This window comes from Ruegeria sp. BG8 (assembly GCF_056538325.1).
In genome coordinates this window covers 110655-123984 of the sequence record NZ_JBQFSZ010000002.1, presented here as the reverse complement: position 1 = coordinate 123984, position 13330 = coordinate 110655, and the positions used below count along the sequence as shown (strand labels likewise).

Genomic DNA, 13330 nt, shown 5'->3' with positions numbered 1-13330 from the left:
ACAGGCGTATTTACGGGATGCCACATGTTCGAATTGAACCTGATGTTTTTTGCAGTGGCGATCCCGGCAGTGATTTTTGCCGGCATTTCCAAGGGGGGCTTTGGGTCTGGCGTGGCGTTTGCGTCTTCGTCGATTCTGGCATTGATCCTGACGCCGGGCCAGGCGTTGGCATTGATGTTGCCGATCCTGATGGTGATCGACGTCACCACGCTTGGGCCGTATTGGAAGCGCTGGAGCTGGCCGGACTCGAGGTTACTGATCCTTGGGGCTGTGCCGGGCGTGGCGCTTGGCGCATGGCTCTACCGCGCCACCGATGACGATTTGCTACGGCTGCTGATCGGAGGGATCTCGGTTGGGTTTGTGGTGTGGCATATGGCGCAGAGCAAGGGGTGGATTCGCGGGTTTGCAAATCGACTACCGCCGCCCGCAGGCTTGTTCGCGGGTCTGGTGGCTGGATTCACCAGCTTTGTCAGCCATGCCGGGGGGCCCCCGGCTGCAGTGTACCTGTTATCGCAACGGCTTTCGAAAACTGAATTTCAGGCGTCAACTGTGTTGGTGTTTTGGGTGATCAATTTTGCCAAGTTTGTCCCATACGCCTATCTGGGTCTGTTCACGTGGCACACGGCCTTGGCTGATCTGTTGTTGACCCCATTTGCCATTCTGGGTGCGTGGCTTGGCGTTCGAGCCCATTTCATGCTGTCCGAACGTCTGTTCTTTGGTATCGCTTATGTCTTGTTGACTTTAACGGGCAGCAAGTTGATTTGGGATGCATTGACCTAAGTGTTGGGCGGCAAATCTTCGGCCGTATCTTCATACGCGCGGCCCGAGGCGAACAAGCAAGTCGTTCCATCGGGATGTGTGACGGTAATGGTCCAGCTTCCGGTTTGATCTGACGCGAATACCTCCATCACAACACCCTGTCGGGCGATCCCTATCCCGCGGCGTGTTTCCCCATAGGTTTCAGCCAGTCGTTTGAGCACATCTTTTCGCGGCGCACATGTTTGCGCGTTCACCTGTTGGACAGCCAGAGCCATGACGCCCAAGCCAATTGTCATCTTGATAAGTGTCTTTTTCATTAGCGATTCCTTCGGGTTCAACTGACCCAAAAGGTGCGGAGTAGACTCCGAAATCTGGTTAAATAAACGTACGTTGCGTCGTTTATGCTGCGATGCGGCGATTTTGTCCTTGAACTTTCCGAAAAATAATGCCCCATTTCACGCAACTTTATTTCAAGAGGGAGAGGCCCGTGGACACCCGTCAGCGCCCCTATCGTTCTGTTCTGTACATCCCCGGTTCCCGGGACCGCGCGCTGGACAAGGCGCGCACTCTTCCTGTCGACGCGATTATCTTTGATCTGGAAGACGCGGTGGCAGCGGATGAAAAGGACAATGCGCGCGCCACCCTCAAAACTGCTTTGGACGCTGGCGGCTATGGCGCGCGGGTCAAAATTGTGCGGATCAATGGGCTAGACACCGAGTGGGGCCGTGCCGATGCAGAAGCCGTTCGAGATATGGATGCCGATGTGGTTCTTTTACCCAAGGTGAATTCCGCGGCGGATGTGGATGCGTTGGCCGCAATCACCGGCGATTTACCCATTTGGGCAATGATGGAGACGCCGCGCGGGATGCTGAACGCAGCCGAGATTGCCGCCCACCCTTTGATGGCGGGCTTTGTGATGGGCACAAATGATCTGGCCAAAGAGCTGCAAACCCGTTTCCGCCCGGACCGCTTGCCCATGATGGCCTCGCTGGGGCTGTGCCTGCTGGCCGCAAAGGCCGAGGGGCTTGTGATCGTGGATGGTGTTTATAACGCGTTCAAAGATGACGCAGGCCTTGCTGCGGAATGTGAGCAGGGGCGTGATATGGGGTTTGATGGCAAGACTCTGATCCATCCGGCGCAAGTGGATATCACCAATGCGGCCTATGCGCCGTCAGATGCCGAGATCGATCTGGCACGACGTCAGATTGTAGCGTTTGAAGAGGTTGAGGCCCAAGGGCAGGGTGTTGCCGTTGTTGATGGCAAAATTGTTGAAAACCTGCACGTTGCAACCGCCCGCGAAATTCTGGCAAAAGCAGAGGCAATTTCAGCTTTGCAAGCGGGGTAAGCCAGCATGGGCTTTGTTCTTCTGATCCTTGGTGTGGCGCTTTGGTGGGCGGCTCATCTGTTCAAACGTGTAATGCCTGCGCAGCGCGCGGCGATGGGCGATGGCGGCAAGGGTGCCGTGGCGCTGGCTTTGGTCGCGGCGATTTTGTTGATGATCTTCGGATATCGCATGACCGATTTCGTCTATGTCTGGGCACCGCCGACATTCCTGATCCACGTCAACAACTTGTTGGTGCTGATCGCCATCTTTCTGATGAGCCCCGCACCGAAGAAAGGCCGCCTGCTGAACAAGCTGCGCCATCCGATGCTGGGCGGGTTTAAGCTGTGGGCTTTTGCGCATCTGTTGGTGAATGGCGATCTGGCCTCGATCATCCTGTTCGGCGGGTTGCTGGCCTGGGCCGTGGTCGAAGTGATCGTGATCAACAAATCCGAGCCCGAGTGGACGCCGGGCGAACCTGGCACCTACGGTAAAGACGCGATGTTCTTTGTGGCCTCGATCGTTCTGCTTGGGATCATCGGCTATATTCACGGGCTGGTTGGCCCGTCACCGTTTGGTTCGTAAGAGGTATACCGATGGCGAAACTCTATCGCATTCTGACCGAGGAGGACACCTCGGCTTTCTGCCACAAAGTGTCCGATGCCCTGGCCAAAGGTTGGGAGCTTTACGGCGACCCCTCATACGCCTTTGACGCGGCCAACAACGTCATGCGGTGCGCGCAAGCTGTGACCAAAGACGTTGCGGCCGACTATTCCCCCGATATGAAACTGGGACAGCAGTAATGGCAAAAACCAATCCGGGACGCTTTTTTGAGGATTACTCTGTCGGTCAGGTCCTGCATCATGCGGTGCCGCGGACTGTGACAGATGGCGAGCGGGCTTTGTATCACGCGCTCTATCCAGCGCGTCATGCGCTGTATTCCTCGGACGAGTTTGCCCGGGCAAGCGGTTTGCCGAAAAGCCCGATTGATGATCTGGCCGCCTTTCATGTCGTGTTCGGCAAGACCGTTCCGGATGTATCACTGAATGCTGTCGCCAATCTTGGTTACGCCGAAGGACGCTGGCTGAAACCGGTTTATCCCGGCGATACGTTGCGGTCGGAATCAGAGGTGATCGGCGTCAAGCAGAACTCTAACGGCAAGACGGGCGTTGTTTGGGTGCGGACACGCGGCCTGAATCAACGCAACGAAGCTGTTCTGGATTATGTTCGTTGGGTTATGGTGCGTAAATCGGATCCGGGTGCACCTGCGCCCGATACGGTCGTTCCGGAACTGAAAAAGGTCTTGGAACCGCAGGATCTGGTCGTTCCTGACGGTCTGGACTTCACGCATTACAACTTTGCGCTTGCAGGAGAGCCGCACCGTTGGGGTGACTACTCGGTTGGCGAAAAAATTGATCACGTTGACGGCGTCACCGTGGAAGAGGCCGAGCATATGCTGGCAACTCGGCTGTGGCAGAATACGGCCAAAGTACATTTCGACCTGACGTTCCGACCCGAAGGTCGATTGATCTACGGTGGGCACGTGATTTCGATGGCGCGTGCGCTGTCCTTTAACGGGCTTGCAAATGCGCAAATGATCGTTGGGCTGAACGGTGGGGCGCATGCCAACCCATGTTTCGGGGGTGACACAATCAAAGCCTGGTCCGAGGTTCTGGATAAGGCGGAAACCGCCGTGCCCGGTGTTGGTGCCATTCGCCTGAGACTGGTCGCCACCAAGGGTGGGTCGGCATTCAAGCTGAATGGTGAGGACGGCAAGTACCTGTCTGATGTCCTTCTTGACCTTGATTATTGGGCTCTTATGCCGATTTGATCGACGCCCACATTCATGTGATCGCAATGACGGCCAATCGTGCTAGGCTGCGCGCATGGTTCTGCTTCGTTCCCTTGCGGTCACCCTTGGTCTTTCTTCTCCCGCTTTGGCGTGTGACCTCGCTTTGGCTCTGGCAGTTGATGTTTCCGGGTCGGTTGATTCCACGGAATACCGCATTCAAATGGACGGTCTGGCCGCCGGTTTGCGCGACCCAATCGTGTCCGAGGCGCTGGTGCGAGGCGATGCCAGATTGATGCTGGTGCAGTGGACCGGTGCGTCTCGGCAAAAAGTGACGATCCCGTGGACCCGGATCGACAGTTTTGAAACCTTGGATCGCTTTGCCGATCAGGTGGCGGCTGACCCTAGGGTTTGGCGCAACTTTTCCACCGCGATCGGAGAAGCGCTCGAGATGACATTGTCCAGCTTTGACGAAGTTTCTGAATGCAAACGTCATCTGATCGACATATCAGGTGACGGAATCTCGAACGAAGGGGTCGAGCCTAACGAAATACATGACGTTCTGCGAAACCGAGGTGTGACGGTGAATGCGATCGCCATTGAAGAGAGTGAACCGGACCTGACCGCCTACTTCTTTGAAAACGTTATAGTGGGCGAAGGCGCATTCGTTGTTTCGGCCGCCGGATTCGCGGATTATCCCGAGCGCATCCGGAAAAAGTTGCTGCGGGAAGTGACACAACAAACGGCTGGGTTGGAATAGTCGAAACGCAGATTCGGAAGTCGCGGCGCTAACATCCAAAGGACTCGAATTCATTTGTGATCACGTCATTATTTTGTGTGATCACGTTTTCGCAATATCTGCCATATTGCGTCAATTTGCGGCTTTTTTGCATGTGCAGCACGTGACAGTGTCGCAAAAACCAGTAAAACGTTCGGTAGCCAACCGAAAAGGAGCCGCCATGGCCGATGTTAATCGGGGCAATCGCCCGTTATCACCGCACCTGTCGATCTATCGACCGCAGCTGACCTCGGTCACATCCATTCTGACCCGTATCACCGGAAACGCCATGATCGTGGCCGCGTTGCTGATCGTGTGGTGGTTTCTGGCCGCCGCGACGTCGCCCGAGGCATTTGAACGCGCAAACTGGTGGGTGACCTCGGTTCTGGGTGATCTGGTGATGGCGTTTTCCTTGTGGGGTCTGTGGTATCACACCCTGGCTGGTGTACGTCACCTGATCTGGGATAACGCCGTGGGGCTGGACTTGCCCACCGCGACCAAGCTGGGTTGGGCGGTTGTCATCGGTTCAGTCGTTCTGACCCTTTTGACCCTGATCATCGTCGCTTAAAGGAGGCCTGACATGCGTTATCTGACGGACCGTAAACGCGCGATTGGTCTGGGTTCAGCCAAGGCGGGGACTGCGCATTTCTGGCGGATGAAGGTCAGCTCGGTTGCTTTGCTGATCCTTGTTCCGCTTTTCATCTTCACATTCGGCCCGGTACTGGGACAGCCCTATGATGTGGTGCTGGACTATTACTCGCGCCCCTTCCCGGCAATTGTCGCGGCGCTGACACTGGTTATCGGGTTCAAACACTTTGCCGAAGGCGCGCAGGTGATGCTTGAGGATTATGTCCATGGCACCATGGAAAAAGTCCTGATCATCCTGACCACCTGCCTGTCTTACGGCGCGGCAGCGGCTGGCTTGTTCGCCATCGCGCGCATTGCCCTTTAATTCCCGGAGCTGAACGAAATGGCTGCATACGAATACGAAACACATGAATATGACGTGGTCGTTGTCGGCGCTGGTGGGGCCGGTCTACGCGCCACTCTGGGCATGGCAGAACAAGGGTTGCGCACGGCTTGTGTAACCAAGGTTTTCCCGACGCGCTCGCACACGGTTGCGGCACAAGGCGGGATTGCGGCGTCGCTGTCGAACATGGGGCCGGACCATTGGCAGTGGCACATGTACGACACCGTCAAAGGATCTGACTGGTTGGGCGATACCGACGCGATGGAATACCTTGCGCGTGAGGCGCCCAAGGCGGTTTATGAGTTGGAACACTACGGCGTTCCGTTCAGCCGGACTGAAGAAGGCAAAATCTATCAGCGTCCCTTCGGCGGCCACACCACTGAATTTGGTGAAGGCCCTGCTGTACAGCGGACCTGTGCCGCGGCTGACCGGACCGGTCACGCGATCTTGCACACGCTCTATGGTCAGTCGCTAAAGAACAACGCCGAGTTCTACATCGAATATTTCGCCATCGACCTGATCATTTCCGATGACGGGCAGTGTCAGGGCGTTGTCTGCTGGAAGCTGGACGACGGCACCATGCACGTCTTCAACGCCAAGATGGTGGTGCTGGCAACTGGCGGCTATGGCCGTGCCTATTTCTCGGCCACGTCGGCCCATACTTGCACCGGTGACGGTGGCGGTATGGTGGCCCGCGCGGGTCTGGCTCTGCAGGACATGGAGTTTGTGCAGTTCCACCCGACCGGCATCTACGGCTCGGGCTGCCTGATCACGGAAGGTGCGCGCGGTGAGGGGGGGTACCTGACCAATTCCGAAGGCGAGCGGTTCATGGAGCGCTATGCGCCCCAGTACAAAGACCTTGCGCCGCGCGATTACGTCAGCCGGTCCATGACCATGGAGATCCGCGAAGGGCGCGGTGTGGGCGGTGAAGGTGATCATATCCACCTGAACCTGTCGCACCTGCCTGCCGAGGCACTGGCGGAGCGTCTGCCCGGCATCTCTGAATCAGCCAAGATTTTCGCCGGTGTCGATGTCACCAAAGAACCGATCCCGGTTCTGCCGACCGTGCACTACAACATGGGTGGCATTCCCACGAACTATTGGGGTGAGGTGCTGAACCCAACCGCCGATGACCCAACCGCCGTAGTTCCAGGCCTGATGGCCGTGGGTGAAGCAGGGTGTGCGTCGGTCCATGGGGCGAACCGTTTGGGTTCGAACTCTCTGATCGACCTTGTGGTCTTTGGGCGCGCAGCGGCGATCCGGGCCGGAAAAGTGGTGGATGCTGAGGCATCAAACCCTGTTCTGAACCAGGCGTCTGTCGACAAAGCATTTGATCGGTTCGACGCCGTTCGCAACGCCAGTGGTGAAATCCCGACGGCCGACCTGCGGCTTGAGATGCAGAAAACCATGCAGGCCGACGCGGCCGTTTTCCGCACCGCCAAGACGATGGCCGAAGGCGTCGAGAAGATGACCGCGATCGCTGCCAAGATGGACGATCTGAAGGTGACCGACCGCTCTTTGGTCTGGAACAGTGACCTGATGGAAACGCTTGAGCTGACGAACCTGATGCCAAGCGCGCTGGCAACGATTGTGGGCGCCGAAGCACGTAAGGAATCACGCGGTGCGCACGCGCACGAAGACTTCACGGAACGTGATGACGAAAACTGGCGTGTTCATACCGTCAGCCGAGTTGAGGGCAACAAGGTTGAACTCAGCTATCGCCCGGTCATCGTCGATCCGCTGACAACAGAAAACGAAGGTGGCATCAGCCTTCAGAAAATCGCGCCCAAGGCGCGGACGTTCTAAGGAGAGGAACATATGGTACAGCTGACCCTCCCAAAGAATTCCCGGATCACAACCGGAAAGACGTGGCCCAAACCTGATGGCGCGACCAATGTGCGTAAGTTCCAGATTTATCGCTGGAACCCAGATGACGGTCAGAACCCGCGCGTTGATACGTATTTCGTTGATATGGATAGCTGCGGTCCGATGGTTTTGGACGCGCTGATCAAGATCAAGAACGAGATTGATCCAACTCTGACCTTCCGCCGGTCTTGCCGTGAGGGGATTTGCGGGTCGTGCGCGATGAATATCGACGGGATAAACACGCTGGCCTGTATCTACGGCATGGATGAGATCAAGGGCGACGTGAAGATCTATCCGTTGCCACATATGCCTGTGGTCAAGGACCTGATCCCGGACCTGACGCATTTCTACGCGCAGCACGCCTCGATTATGCCTTGGTTGGAAACCAAGACGAACCGCCCCGCGAAAGAGTGGAAGCAGTCGATCGAGGACCGCAAAAAGCTGGACGGTCTGTATGAATGCGTGATGTGCGCCAGCTGTTCGACATCGTGCCCCAGTTACTGGTGGAACGGCGACCGCTATCTCGGGCCCGCCGCGTTGTTGCATGCCTATCGCTGGATCATCGACAGCCGTGACGAAGCAACGGGTGAGCGTTTGGATGAATTGGAAGATCCGTTCAAACTGTATCGCTGTCACACCATCATGAATTGCGCAAAGACCTGCCCCAAGGGTTTGAACCCGGCACAGGCGATTGCGGAAATCAAGAAAATGATGGTCGAACGCGCCGTTTAACCGCTTGATTTCATGTGCTTGCCGTGTTGCGGCAAGCGCATGGCAAGGTTGCAAAATCATGGGCTGCAGCGCGATCTGATCGACGTTATCTGATCGATCAGGGAGGAATGATATCACCTATAAGGGATCGTTCCGATGCAGAAAACTCAACCAGAAAGCAAATCCAAAGCGCAAGAAGCGCTGGCAGTTCTTGAACAGGCGTGGGCCTATTACATGCCCGAGCCGGTCGTCGGACAGGATAAAGCCGAACCAGAGCTGTTCGAATACGCAAACGCTGCGTGAAACCACACCAAGACACTTGAAGCCATACAGAGATTGGGCAAAGCATAGTCATGCCCATTCTCTTGCTTATTTTGGCCCTTGGGGTCTTTGCATACCTTTTATGGCGCTCGCGGACCACGTCGTTGACCCGCGACTGTCGTTGGCGCCAACACCGCAAAGAGGGTACTTGGGTCTGTGCCTTTTGCGGTGCGGAACAATCTGGCGATGATGCGCCTACCCAATGTTTGAAAAGCAGGCAGGGTTAAGGCGACCTTGCTGGCTTTGGGCTGTTATTCGGCGTCGGGGAACGCTGCATGAAGCGCGATCTCAACCATCTCGCCAAAACTGCGTTCGCGCTCGGACGAGGGCAACGCCTCACCGGTGAGCAAATGGTCGGATACCGTGAGCACCGCGAGGGCCCGGCATTTGTGACGCGCGGCCAGAATATAGAGTTCCGCGGCCTCCATCTCGACGCCAAGAATACCGTGCCGGACCATTTGATCGTTCAGATCGGGACGCTCATCATAGAAAACATCCGACGAGTATATTCCACCAATATGGGTTGGGGTGCCCTTGGTGGCTGCGGCGTCTGCCGCGGCCTGTAACAGACCCCAGTCGGCGCAGGGTGCAAAGTTCAGCTCTTTCATAATCCCACGAGAAGGTGTGCTGAGCGTGGTCGAGGTCATCGCCAGAATGACATCTCGAACGTTCACGCTGTCTTGCATGCCGCCGCATGAACCGATGCGGATCAGCGTTTTTGCACCGTAGTCGCGGATCAGCTCGTTTACATAAATCGACAGTGATGGCATCCCCATCCCACTGCCCTGAATCGTAACCGGATTTCCTTTCCAGGTGCCGGTGTAGCCCAGCATTCCGCGGGTTTCGTTAACCAGTTTGACGTCTTCCAGAAAGGTTTCAGCCGCCCATTTCGCCCGGTAGGGGTCACCCGGCAGAAGTACGGTTTCAGCAATCTCACCTTTCGCGGCACCAATATGGATCGTCATTTTAAAGCTTTGTCCCCTTGGATTCAGGCCTAACGCCATTTTTACAGAGCCGGTTCAGCGCAAATTCAGACAGCACAGCCGAAGTGAAACGTATCGAACCTTGCGCAGCGGTGCAGCGATTGGGCATTTGTTGCCCCCCACGTCTTTCCGCTTTGTGGTTGCAAATCGCTATGCTGACTATGATTCCCGTTGTTTCCTGGCCCACATAAGAAACTACGGCTTACTGGAAGAGTAGCCGTAGTTACAAGCTTAACGCTCAAATATCCCGGTTTATTGCTCAGATCAGATCAGATCAGATCAAAACCGAAAGCGCCCTGCGCGCTATTCCGCGGCGAGGGTTTGGGGGTCAACCAAGGTGACGATGTCATCCATGATTGCGTTCAACTCAAAGTTCTTGGGTGTGTAGATTTCTGCGACGCCCATCGCCTTTAGTTTTGCGGCATCCTCGTCCGGGATAATGCCGCCGACAATTACCGGTACGTCTTCCAATCCGGCCTGCCGCAACCGTGCCATAACGTCTTCGACCAACGGAATATGGCTGCCCGACAGAATTGAAAGGCCGATGATATGGGCCTTGTCTTCCATCGCGGCGTTCACGATTTCTTCGGGGGTCAAGCGGATACCATCATAGGTAATGTCCATTCCGCAGTCGCGGGCGCGAAACGCGATTTGCTCGGCGCCGTTTGAATGCCCGTCCAGGCCGGGTTTTCCGACAAGGAATTTTAGTCGACGGCCCAGCCTGTCGCTAACGGCGTCGACTGCGGCGCGAAGATCGTCCAGCCCTTCGGTCTTGTTGGACACCGAGCCGGACACACCGGTCGGGCCGCGATACGTGCCGTAGGCTTTGCGCATCTCTTCGGCCCATTCACCGGTGGTGACGCCGGCCTTGGCGGCCTCGATGGACGGAGCCATAACGTTTGCGCCGGTTCGCGCCGCGTCCCGCAGCGCTGCAAGCGCGGTGGCTACTGCGGCCTCGTCGCGATTGCCGCGCCATTCATTCAGGCGTGCGATCTGTTCTTGTTCAACCGCGGGGTCTACGACCATGATCCCGCCGTCTTCGGTTTGCAGTGGCGATGTTTCACCGTCGGTCCACTTATTGACGCCAACTACGACAGTCTCGTTCCGTTCAATCCGGTTCAGCCGTTCCGCGTTTGAATCCACAAGGCGCGACTTCATGTACTCGATCGAGGCCACGGCACCTCCCATTGAGTCCAGATTGGCCAGTTCTGCGCGCGCGCCTTCTTTCAGTTCTTCGACCTTGGCGTCCACATTCGGGTTGCCATCGAACAGGTCGCCATATTCCAGAAGATCGGTCTCATAAGCCAGAATCTGCTGCATCCGCATCGACCATTGCTGATCCCAAGGGCGGGGCAGGCCGAGGGCCTCGTTCCATGCAGGCAATTGAACGGCGCGCGCACGAGCCTTTTTGGACAAGGTTACGGCCAGCATTTCAATCAGGATGCGATAGACGTTGTTTTCGGGCTGTTGCTCGGTCAATCCAAGCGAGTTCACCTGAACGCCATAGCGAAAGCGGCGGAACTTGGGGTTTTCGACGCCGTAACGATCCAGCAAAATCTCATCCCAAAGGTCGACGAAGGCGCGCATCTTGCACATCTCGGTGACAAAGCGGATGCCAGCGTTCACGAAGAACGAAATCCGGCCGCAAAGCGCAGGGAAGTCTTTGGCTGGGACGCGCGGACGCAGCTCGTCCAGAACGGCAATCGCGGTGGCCAGCGCATATGCCAATTCCTGCTCGGGCGTGGCGCCAGCTTCTTGCAGGTGGTAGGAACATACGTTCATTGGGTTCCATTTGGGCACATGCGAATAACAATACTCGGCCACGTCCGCGATCATCTTCAAGGATGGCTTTGGTGGGCAAACATAGGTTCCGCGGCTCAGGTACTCTTTGATGAGATCATTCTGCACGGTGCCTTGCAGTTGTGAAATATCGGCACCCTGTTCTTCGGCAACCGCGATGTATAGCGCCAGCAACCATGGGGCTGTCGCATTGATCGTCATCGAGGTGTTCATCTGTTCCAGCGGAATCTGATCGAACAGGACCCGCATGTCGCCCAGATGGCTGATCGGTACGCCGACTTTTCCCACCTCGCCGCGCGCCAGCGTGTGGTCGCTGTCATACCCGGTCTGAGTCGGCAGGTCGAAGGCCACGGACAGGCCCGTTTGCCCCTTTGCGAGGTTCCCCCGGTACAATGCGTTTGACGCCTTGGCGGTGGAATGACCGGCGTAGGTTCGGATGAGCCAAGGGCGATCTTTCTGCATCTGCGTCATAAGGGGCCTCGTGTGTTTGACGGGTAAGAAAATTACTCTCAGAGGTTCTAAAGCGCAATTTTCGGGATATGTCAATTCGCTGCGTTGCGGCATATGGGTTTCTTGTGATTGTAGGACGCAGCGTTTGCTGGCAGGGTGCGCGCATGACTCAGACCGTGGAGCTTCCGCTTTGGCTTTTTTTGCTGATCCTGGTGTTCGCCGTGGTCACGTTGGCGTCTCATTTTTTGTTCCCGTCCGTGCGGTGGTTTTTCCGGCGCAGGCTTGAACGGGCGGTTAAACGGCTGAACACACGTCTTCAGCGACCCATCCAGCCCTTCAAATTGGCCGAACGTCACGACATGATTCAGCGCTTGATTTATGATCCTCAGGTTAGTCATGCCGTTCAGGATCATGCGCGCGAAGCGGGTGTGCCTGAGGCCGTCGCTTTCGAACAGGCGCGGCGTTACGCGCGTGAAATCGTGCCTTCCTTTTCTGCGGTCGCGTATTTCAGTTTTGCTATTCGAGCAGCTCGGGCTTTGAGCAACGCGTTTTATGATGTGCGGCTGACCTATCAGGATAATGACGCCGTAAAGAATATCGACCCTGACGCGACAGTGGTTTTTGTGATGAATCACCGCAGCAACATGGACTACGTTTTGGTGACGTATCTTGCCGCGCAGCAATCTGCGCTGTCGTATGCTGTGGGCGAATGGGCCAGGGTTTGGCCACTTAGCCGCCTGATCCGGGCGATGGGCGCTTACTTTATCCGCCGCCGGTCAGGAAGCGAGCTCTATCGTCAAGTGCTGTCTTGCTATGTGCGACACGCGACCGAGGCTGGCGTGACACAGGCCATGTTTCCAGAGGGCGGCCTTAGCCTGACGGGGGCTTTGGGTCGACCCAAACTTGGATTGTTGAAATATATCGTCGACGGTACACGACCAGACGGGAAAGACGTGGTGTTTGTACCCGTCGCATTGAATTACGACCGTGTGCTGGAAGATACGATTCTGACAAAGGCAGCCCTTGGGAATCAACGGCGGTTCCACGCACGGATTGGTGTTATCACAGGGTGGATACTTAAACAGATCGGCCGCCGACTGGTCGGGCGCTACAAACGTTTTGGACTTGCCGCGGTGCGTTACGGTCGGCCTGTTTCGCTGCAACAGTTTCAGGCTGAGCATGGTGGTGATGTCGTTACCGATCTGGCCCGAGAGTTGATGTCGCGCATCAAAGGCGCGATTCCCGTACTTCCGATTCCAGCCGCGTGCTGGCTTGTTCGCGAGTGTGAAAGCCTGCCCGAAGACGAGGCGCGTCGCGTGATTGCGGATCTTATGCGACGTGACGGAAACTCGGCAGAACAGGCTCAGGCTTCGGTATCGGCGGCGTTGGATCAATTGATTGAACGTCGGATTTTGCTGCGATCAGAGGGAAAAATAGCTCAATCTGGCCAACGCATTGACCTGTTGAACTACTATGCAGACTCTGTCGATTTGGATCGGGAAAGCTTGAATGCTGCGATAGCAAAGTAATTTTCTGCATCCGCTGGGTCATAAAATTACAAAATACATCCAAAATCTATTGC

Annotated in this window: 15 protein-coding genes; 12 read left to right on the top strand and 3 right to left on the bottom strand. The window is 56.3% G+C overall.

The window, feature by feature from the left end; genetic code table 11:
* Nucleotides 1–24: 24 nt before the first annotated feature.
* The gene (locus tag ACR0DG_RS05840) at nt 25–780 is read left to right on the top strand and encodes a sulfite exporter TauE/SafE family protein (protein WP_480695244.1); all 756 of its coding nucleotides are present in this window, start codon (nt 25–27) and stop codon (nt 778–780) included.
* On the opposite strand, the gene ACR0DG_RS05835 is transcribed toward ACR0DG_RS05840, so the two are convergent.
* Nucleotides 777–1076, bottom strand: coding sequence for a hypothetical protein (locus ACR0DG_RS05835; protein ID WP_480695242.1), 300 nt, complete (start codon nt 1074–1076; stop codon nt 777–779). The two genes, ACR0DG_RS05840 and ACR0DG_RS05835, sit on opposite strands and share 4 nt — an antisense overlap.
* 170 nt (nt 1077–1246) lie before the next feature.
* Here ACR0DG_RS05835 and ACR0DG_RS05830 point away from each other — a divergent pair, with 170 nt between their 5' ends.
* The 10 genes from ACR0DG_RS05830 to ACR0DG_RS05785 all read left to right on the top strand — a co-directional run bounded on the left by ACR0DG_RS05830 (nt 1247) and on the right by ACR0DG_RS05785 (nt 8497).
* Nucleotides 1247–2104: an HpcH/HpaI aldolase/citrate lyase family protein gene (locus ACR0DG_RS05830; RefSeq protein ID WP_480695240.1), complete on the top strand. Its 858-nt coding sequence runs from the start codon at nt 1247–1249 to the stop codon at nt 2102–2104.
* Nucleotides 2105–2110: 6 nt separating this feature from the next.
* Nucleotides 2111–2665, top strand: a complete 555-nt coding sequence (locus tag ACR0DG_RS05825) for an NnrU family protein (protein ID WP_480695238.1) — start codon at nt 2111–2113, stop codon at nt 2663–2665.
* Nucleotides 2666–2676: 11 nt separating this feature from the next.
* Nucleotides 2677–2883, top strand: coding sequence for a DUF1737 domain-containing protein (locus ACR0DG_RS05820; protein ID WP_480695236.1), 207 nt, complete (start codon nt 2677–2679; stop codon nt 2881–2883).
* Nucleotides 2883–3911 (top strand): MaoC family dehydratase, encoded by a 1029-nt coding sequence (locus tag ACR0DG_RS05815; RefSeq protein ID WP_480695234.1) that lies wholly within the window; start codon nt 2883–2885, stop codon nt 3909–3911. The genes ACR0DG_RS05820 and ACR0DG_RS05815 overlap by 1 nt, the downstream gene beginning before the upstream one ends.
* Before the next feature lie 55 nt (nt 3912–3966).
* Complete coding sequence (locus ACR0DG_RS05810) at nt 3967–4629, top strand: DUF1194 domain-containing protein (protein ID WP_480695232.1); 663 nt, start codon at nt 3967–3969, stop codon at nt 4627–4629.
* Between the two features lie 199 nt (nt 4630–4828).
* Nucleotides 4829–5215: a succinate dehydrogenase, cytochrome b556 subunit gene (gene sdhC, locus ACR0DG_RS05805; protein WP_480695231.1), complete on the top strand. Its 387-nt coding sequence runs from the start codon at nt 4829–4831 to the stop codon at nt 5213–5215.
* A 12-nt stretch (nt 5216–5227) separates the two neighbouring features.
* Nucleotides 5228–5599, top strand: coding sequence for a succinate dehydrogenase, hydrophobic membrane anchor protein (gene sdhD / locus ACR0DG_RS05800; protein ID WP_480695229.1), 372 nt, complete (start codon nt 5228–5230; stop codon nt 5597–5599).
* A gap of 18 nt (nt 5600–5617) precedes the next feature.
* Nucleotides 5618–7423: a succinate dehydrogenase flavoprotein subunit gene (gene sdhA, locus ACR0DG_RS05795; protein ID WP_480695227.1), complete on the top strand. Its 1806-nt coding sequence runs from the start codon at nt 5618–5620 to the stop codon at nt 7421–7423.
* A 12-nt stretch (nt 7424–7435) separates the two neighbouring features.
* Nucleotides 7436–8215 (top strand): succinate dehydrogenase iron-sulfur subunit, encoded by a 780-nt coding sequence (locus tag ACR0DG_RS05790; RefSeq protein WP_480695225.1) that lies wholly within the window; start codon nt 7436–7438, stop codon nt 8213–8215.
* A gap of 135 nt (nt 8216–8350) precedes the next feature.
* A complete protein-coding gene (locus ACR0DG_RS05785; RefSeq protein WP_480695223.1) occupies nt 8351–8497 on the top strand; it encodes a hypothetical protein in 147 nt (48 codons plus the stop codon).
* A 269-nt stretch (nt 8498–8766) separates the two neighbouring features.
* On the opposite strand, the gene deoD is transcribed toward ACR0DG_RS05785, so the two are convergent.
* Together deoD and ACR0DG_RS05775 are read right to left on the bottom strand one after the other, a co-directional pair.
* Nucleotides 8767–9480 (bottom strand): purine-nucleoside phosphorylase, encoded by a 714-nt coding sequence (deoD, locus tag ACR0DG_RS05780; protein ID WP_480695221.1) that lies wholly within the window; start codon nt 9478–9480, stop codon nt 8767–8769.
* A gap of 321 nt (nt 9481–9801) precedes the next feature.
* Nucleotides 9802–11862, bottom strand: a complete 2061-nt coding sequence (locus ACR0DG_RS05775) for a methylmalonyl-CoA mutase family protein (protein ID WP_480695219.1) — start codon at nt 11860–11862, stop codon at nt 9802–9804.
* A gap of 50 nt (nt 11863–11912) precedes the next feature.
* Here ACR0DG_RS05775 and ACR0DG_RS05770 point away from each other — a divergent pair, with 50 nt between their 5' ends.
* A complete protein-coding gene (locus tag ACR0DG_RS05770) occupies nt 11913–13277 on the top strand; it encodes a 1-acyl-sn-glycerol-3-phosphate acyltransferase (protein WP_480695217.1) in 1365 nt (454 codons plus the stop codon).
* Nucleotides 13278–13330: the final 53 nt, after the last annotated feature.

Bases quoted from the DNA above. Each gene is read 5' to 3' on its own strand.
- sdhD (WP_480695229.1), top strand. From the start codon at position 5,228: ATGCGTTATCTGACGGACCGTAAACGCGCGATTGGTCTGGGTTCAGCC.
- ACR0DG_RS05770 (WP_480695217.1), top strand. From the start codon at position 11,913: ATGACTCAGACCGTGGAGCTTCCGCTTTGGCTTTTTTTGCTGATCCTG.
- sdhA (WP_480695227.1), top strand. From the start codon at position 5,618: ATGGCTGCATACGAATACGAAACACATGAATATGACGTGGTCGTTGTC.
- ACR0DG_RS05825 (WP_480695238.1), top strand. From the start codon at position 2,111: ATGGGCTTTGTTCTTCTGATCCTTGGTGTGGCGCTTTGGTGGGCGGCT.
- sdhC (WP_480695231.1), top strand. From the start codon at position 4,829: ATGGCCGATGTTAATCGGGGCAATCGCCCGTTATCACCGCACCTGTCG.
- ACR0DG_RS05785 (WP_480695223.1), top strand. From the start codon at position 8,351: ATGCAGAAAACTCAACCAGAAAGCAAATCCAAAGCGCAAGAAGCGCTG.
- ACR0DG_RS05815 (WP_480695234.1), top strand. From the start codon at position 2,883: ATGGCAAAAACCAATCCGGGACGCTTTTTTGAGGATTACTCTGTCGGT.
- ACR0DG_RS05790 (WP_480695225.1), top strand. From the start codon at position 7,436: ATGGTACAGCTGACCCTCCCAAAGAATTCCCGGATCACAACCGGAAAG.
- ACR0DG_RS05775 (WP_480695219.1), bottom strand. From the start codon at position 11,862: ATGCCGCAACGCAGCGAATTGACATATCCCGAAAATTGCGCTTTAGAA.
- ACR0DG_RS05835 (WP_480695242.1), bottom strand. From the start codon at position 1,076: ATGAAAAAGACACTTATCAAGATGACAATTGGCTTGGGCGTCATGGCT.
- ACR0DG_RS05820 (WP_480695236.1), top strand. From the start codon at position 2,677: ATGGCGAAACTCTATCGCATTCTGACCGAGGAGGACACCTCGGCTTTC.
- ACR0DG_RS05810 (WP_480695232.1), top strand. From the start codon at position 3,967: ATGGTTCTGCTTCGTTCCCTTGCGGTCACCCTTGGTCTTTCTTCTCCC.
- deoD (WP_480695221.1), bottom strand. From the start codon at position 9,480: ATGACGATCCATATTGGTGCCGCGAAAGGTGAGATTGCTGAAACCGTA.
- ACR0DG_RS05840 (WP_480695244.1), top strand. From the start codon at position 25: ATGTTCGAATTGAACCTGATGTTTTTTGCAGTGGCGATCCCGGCAGTG.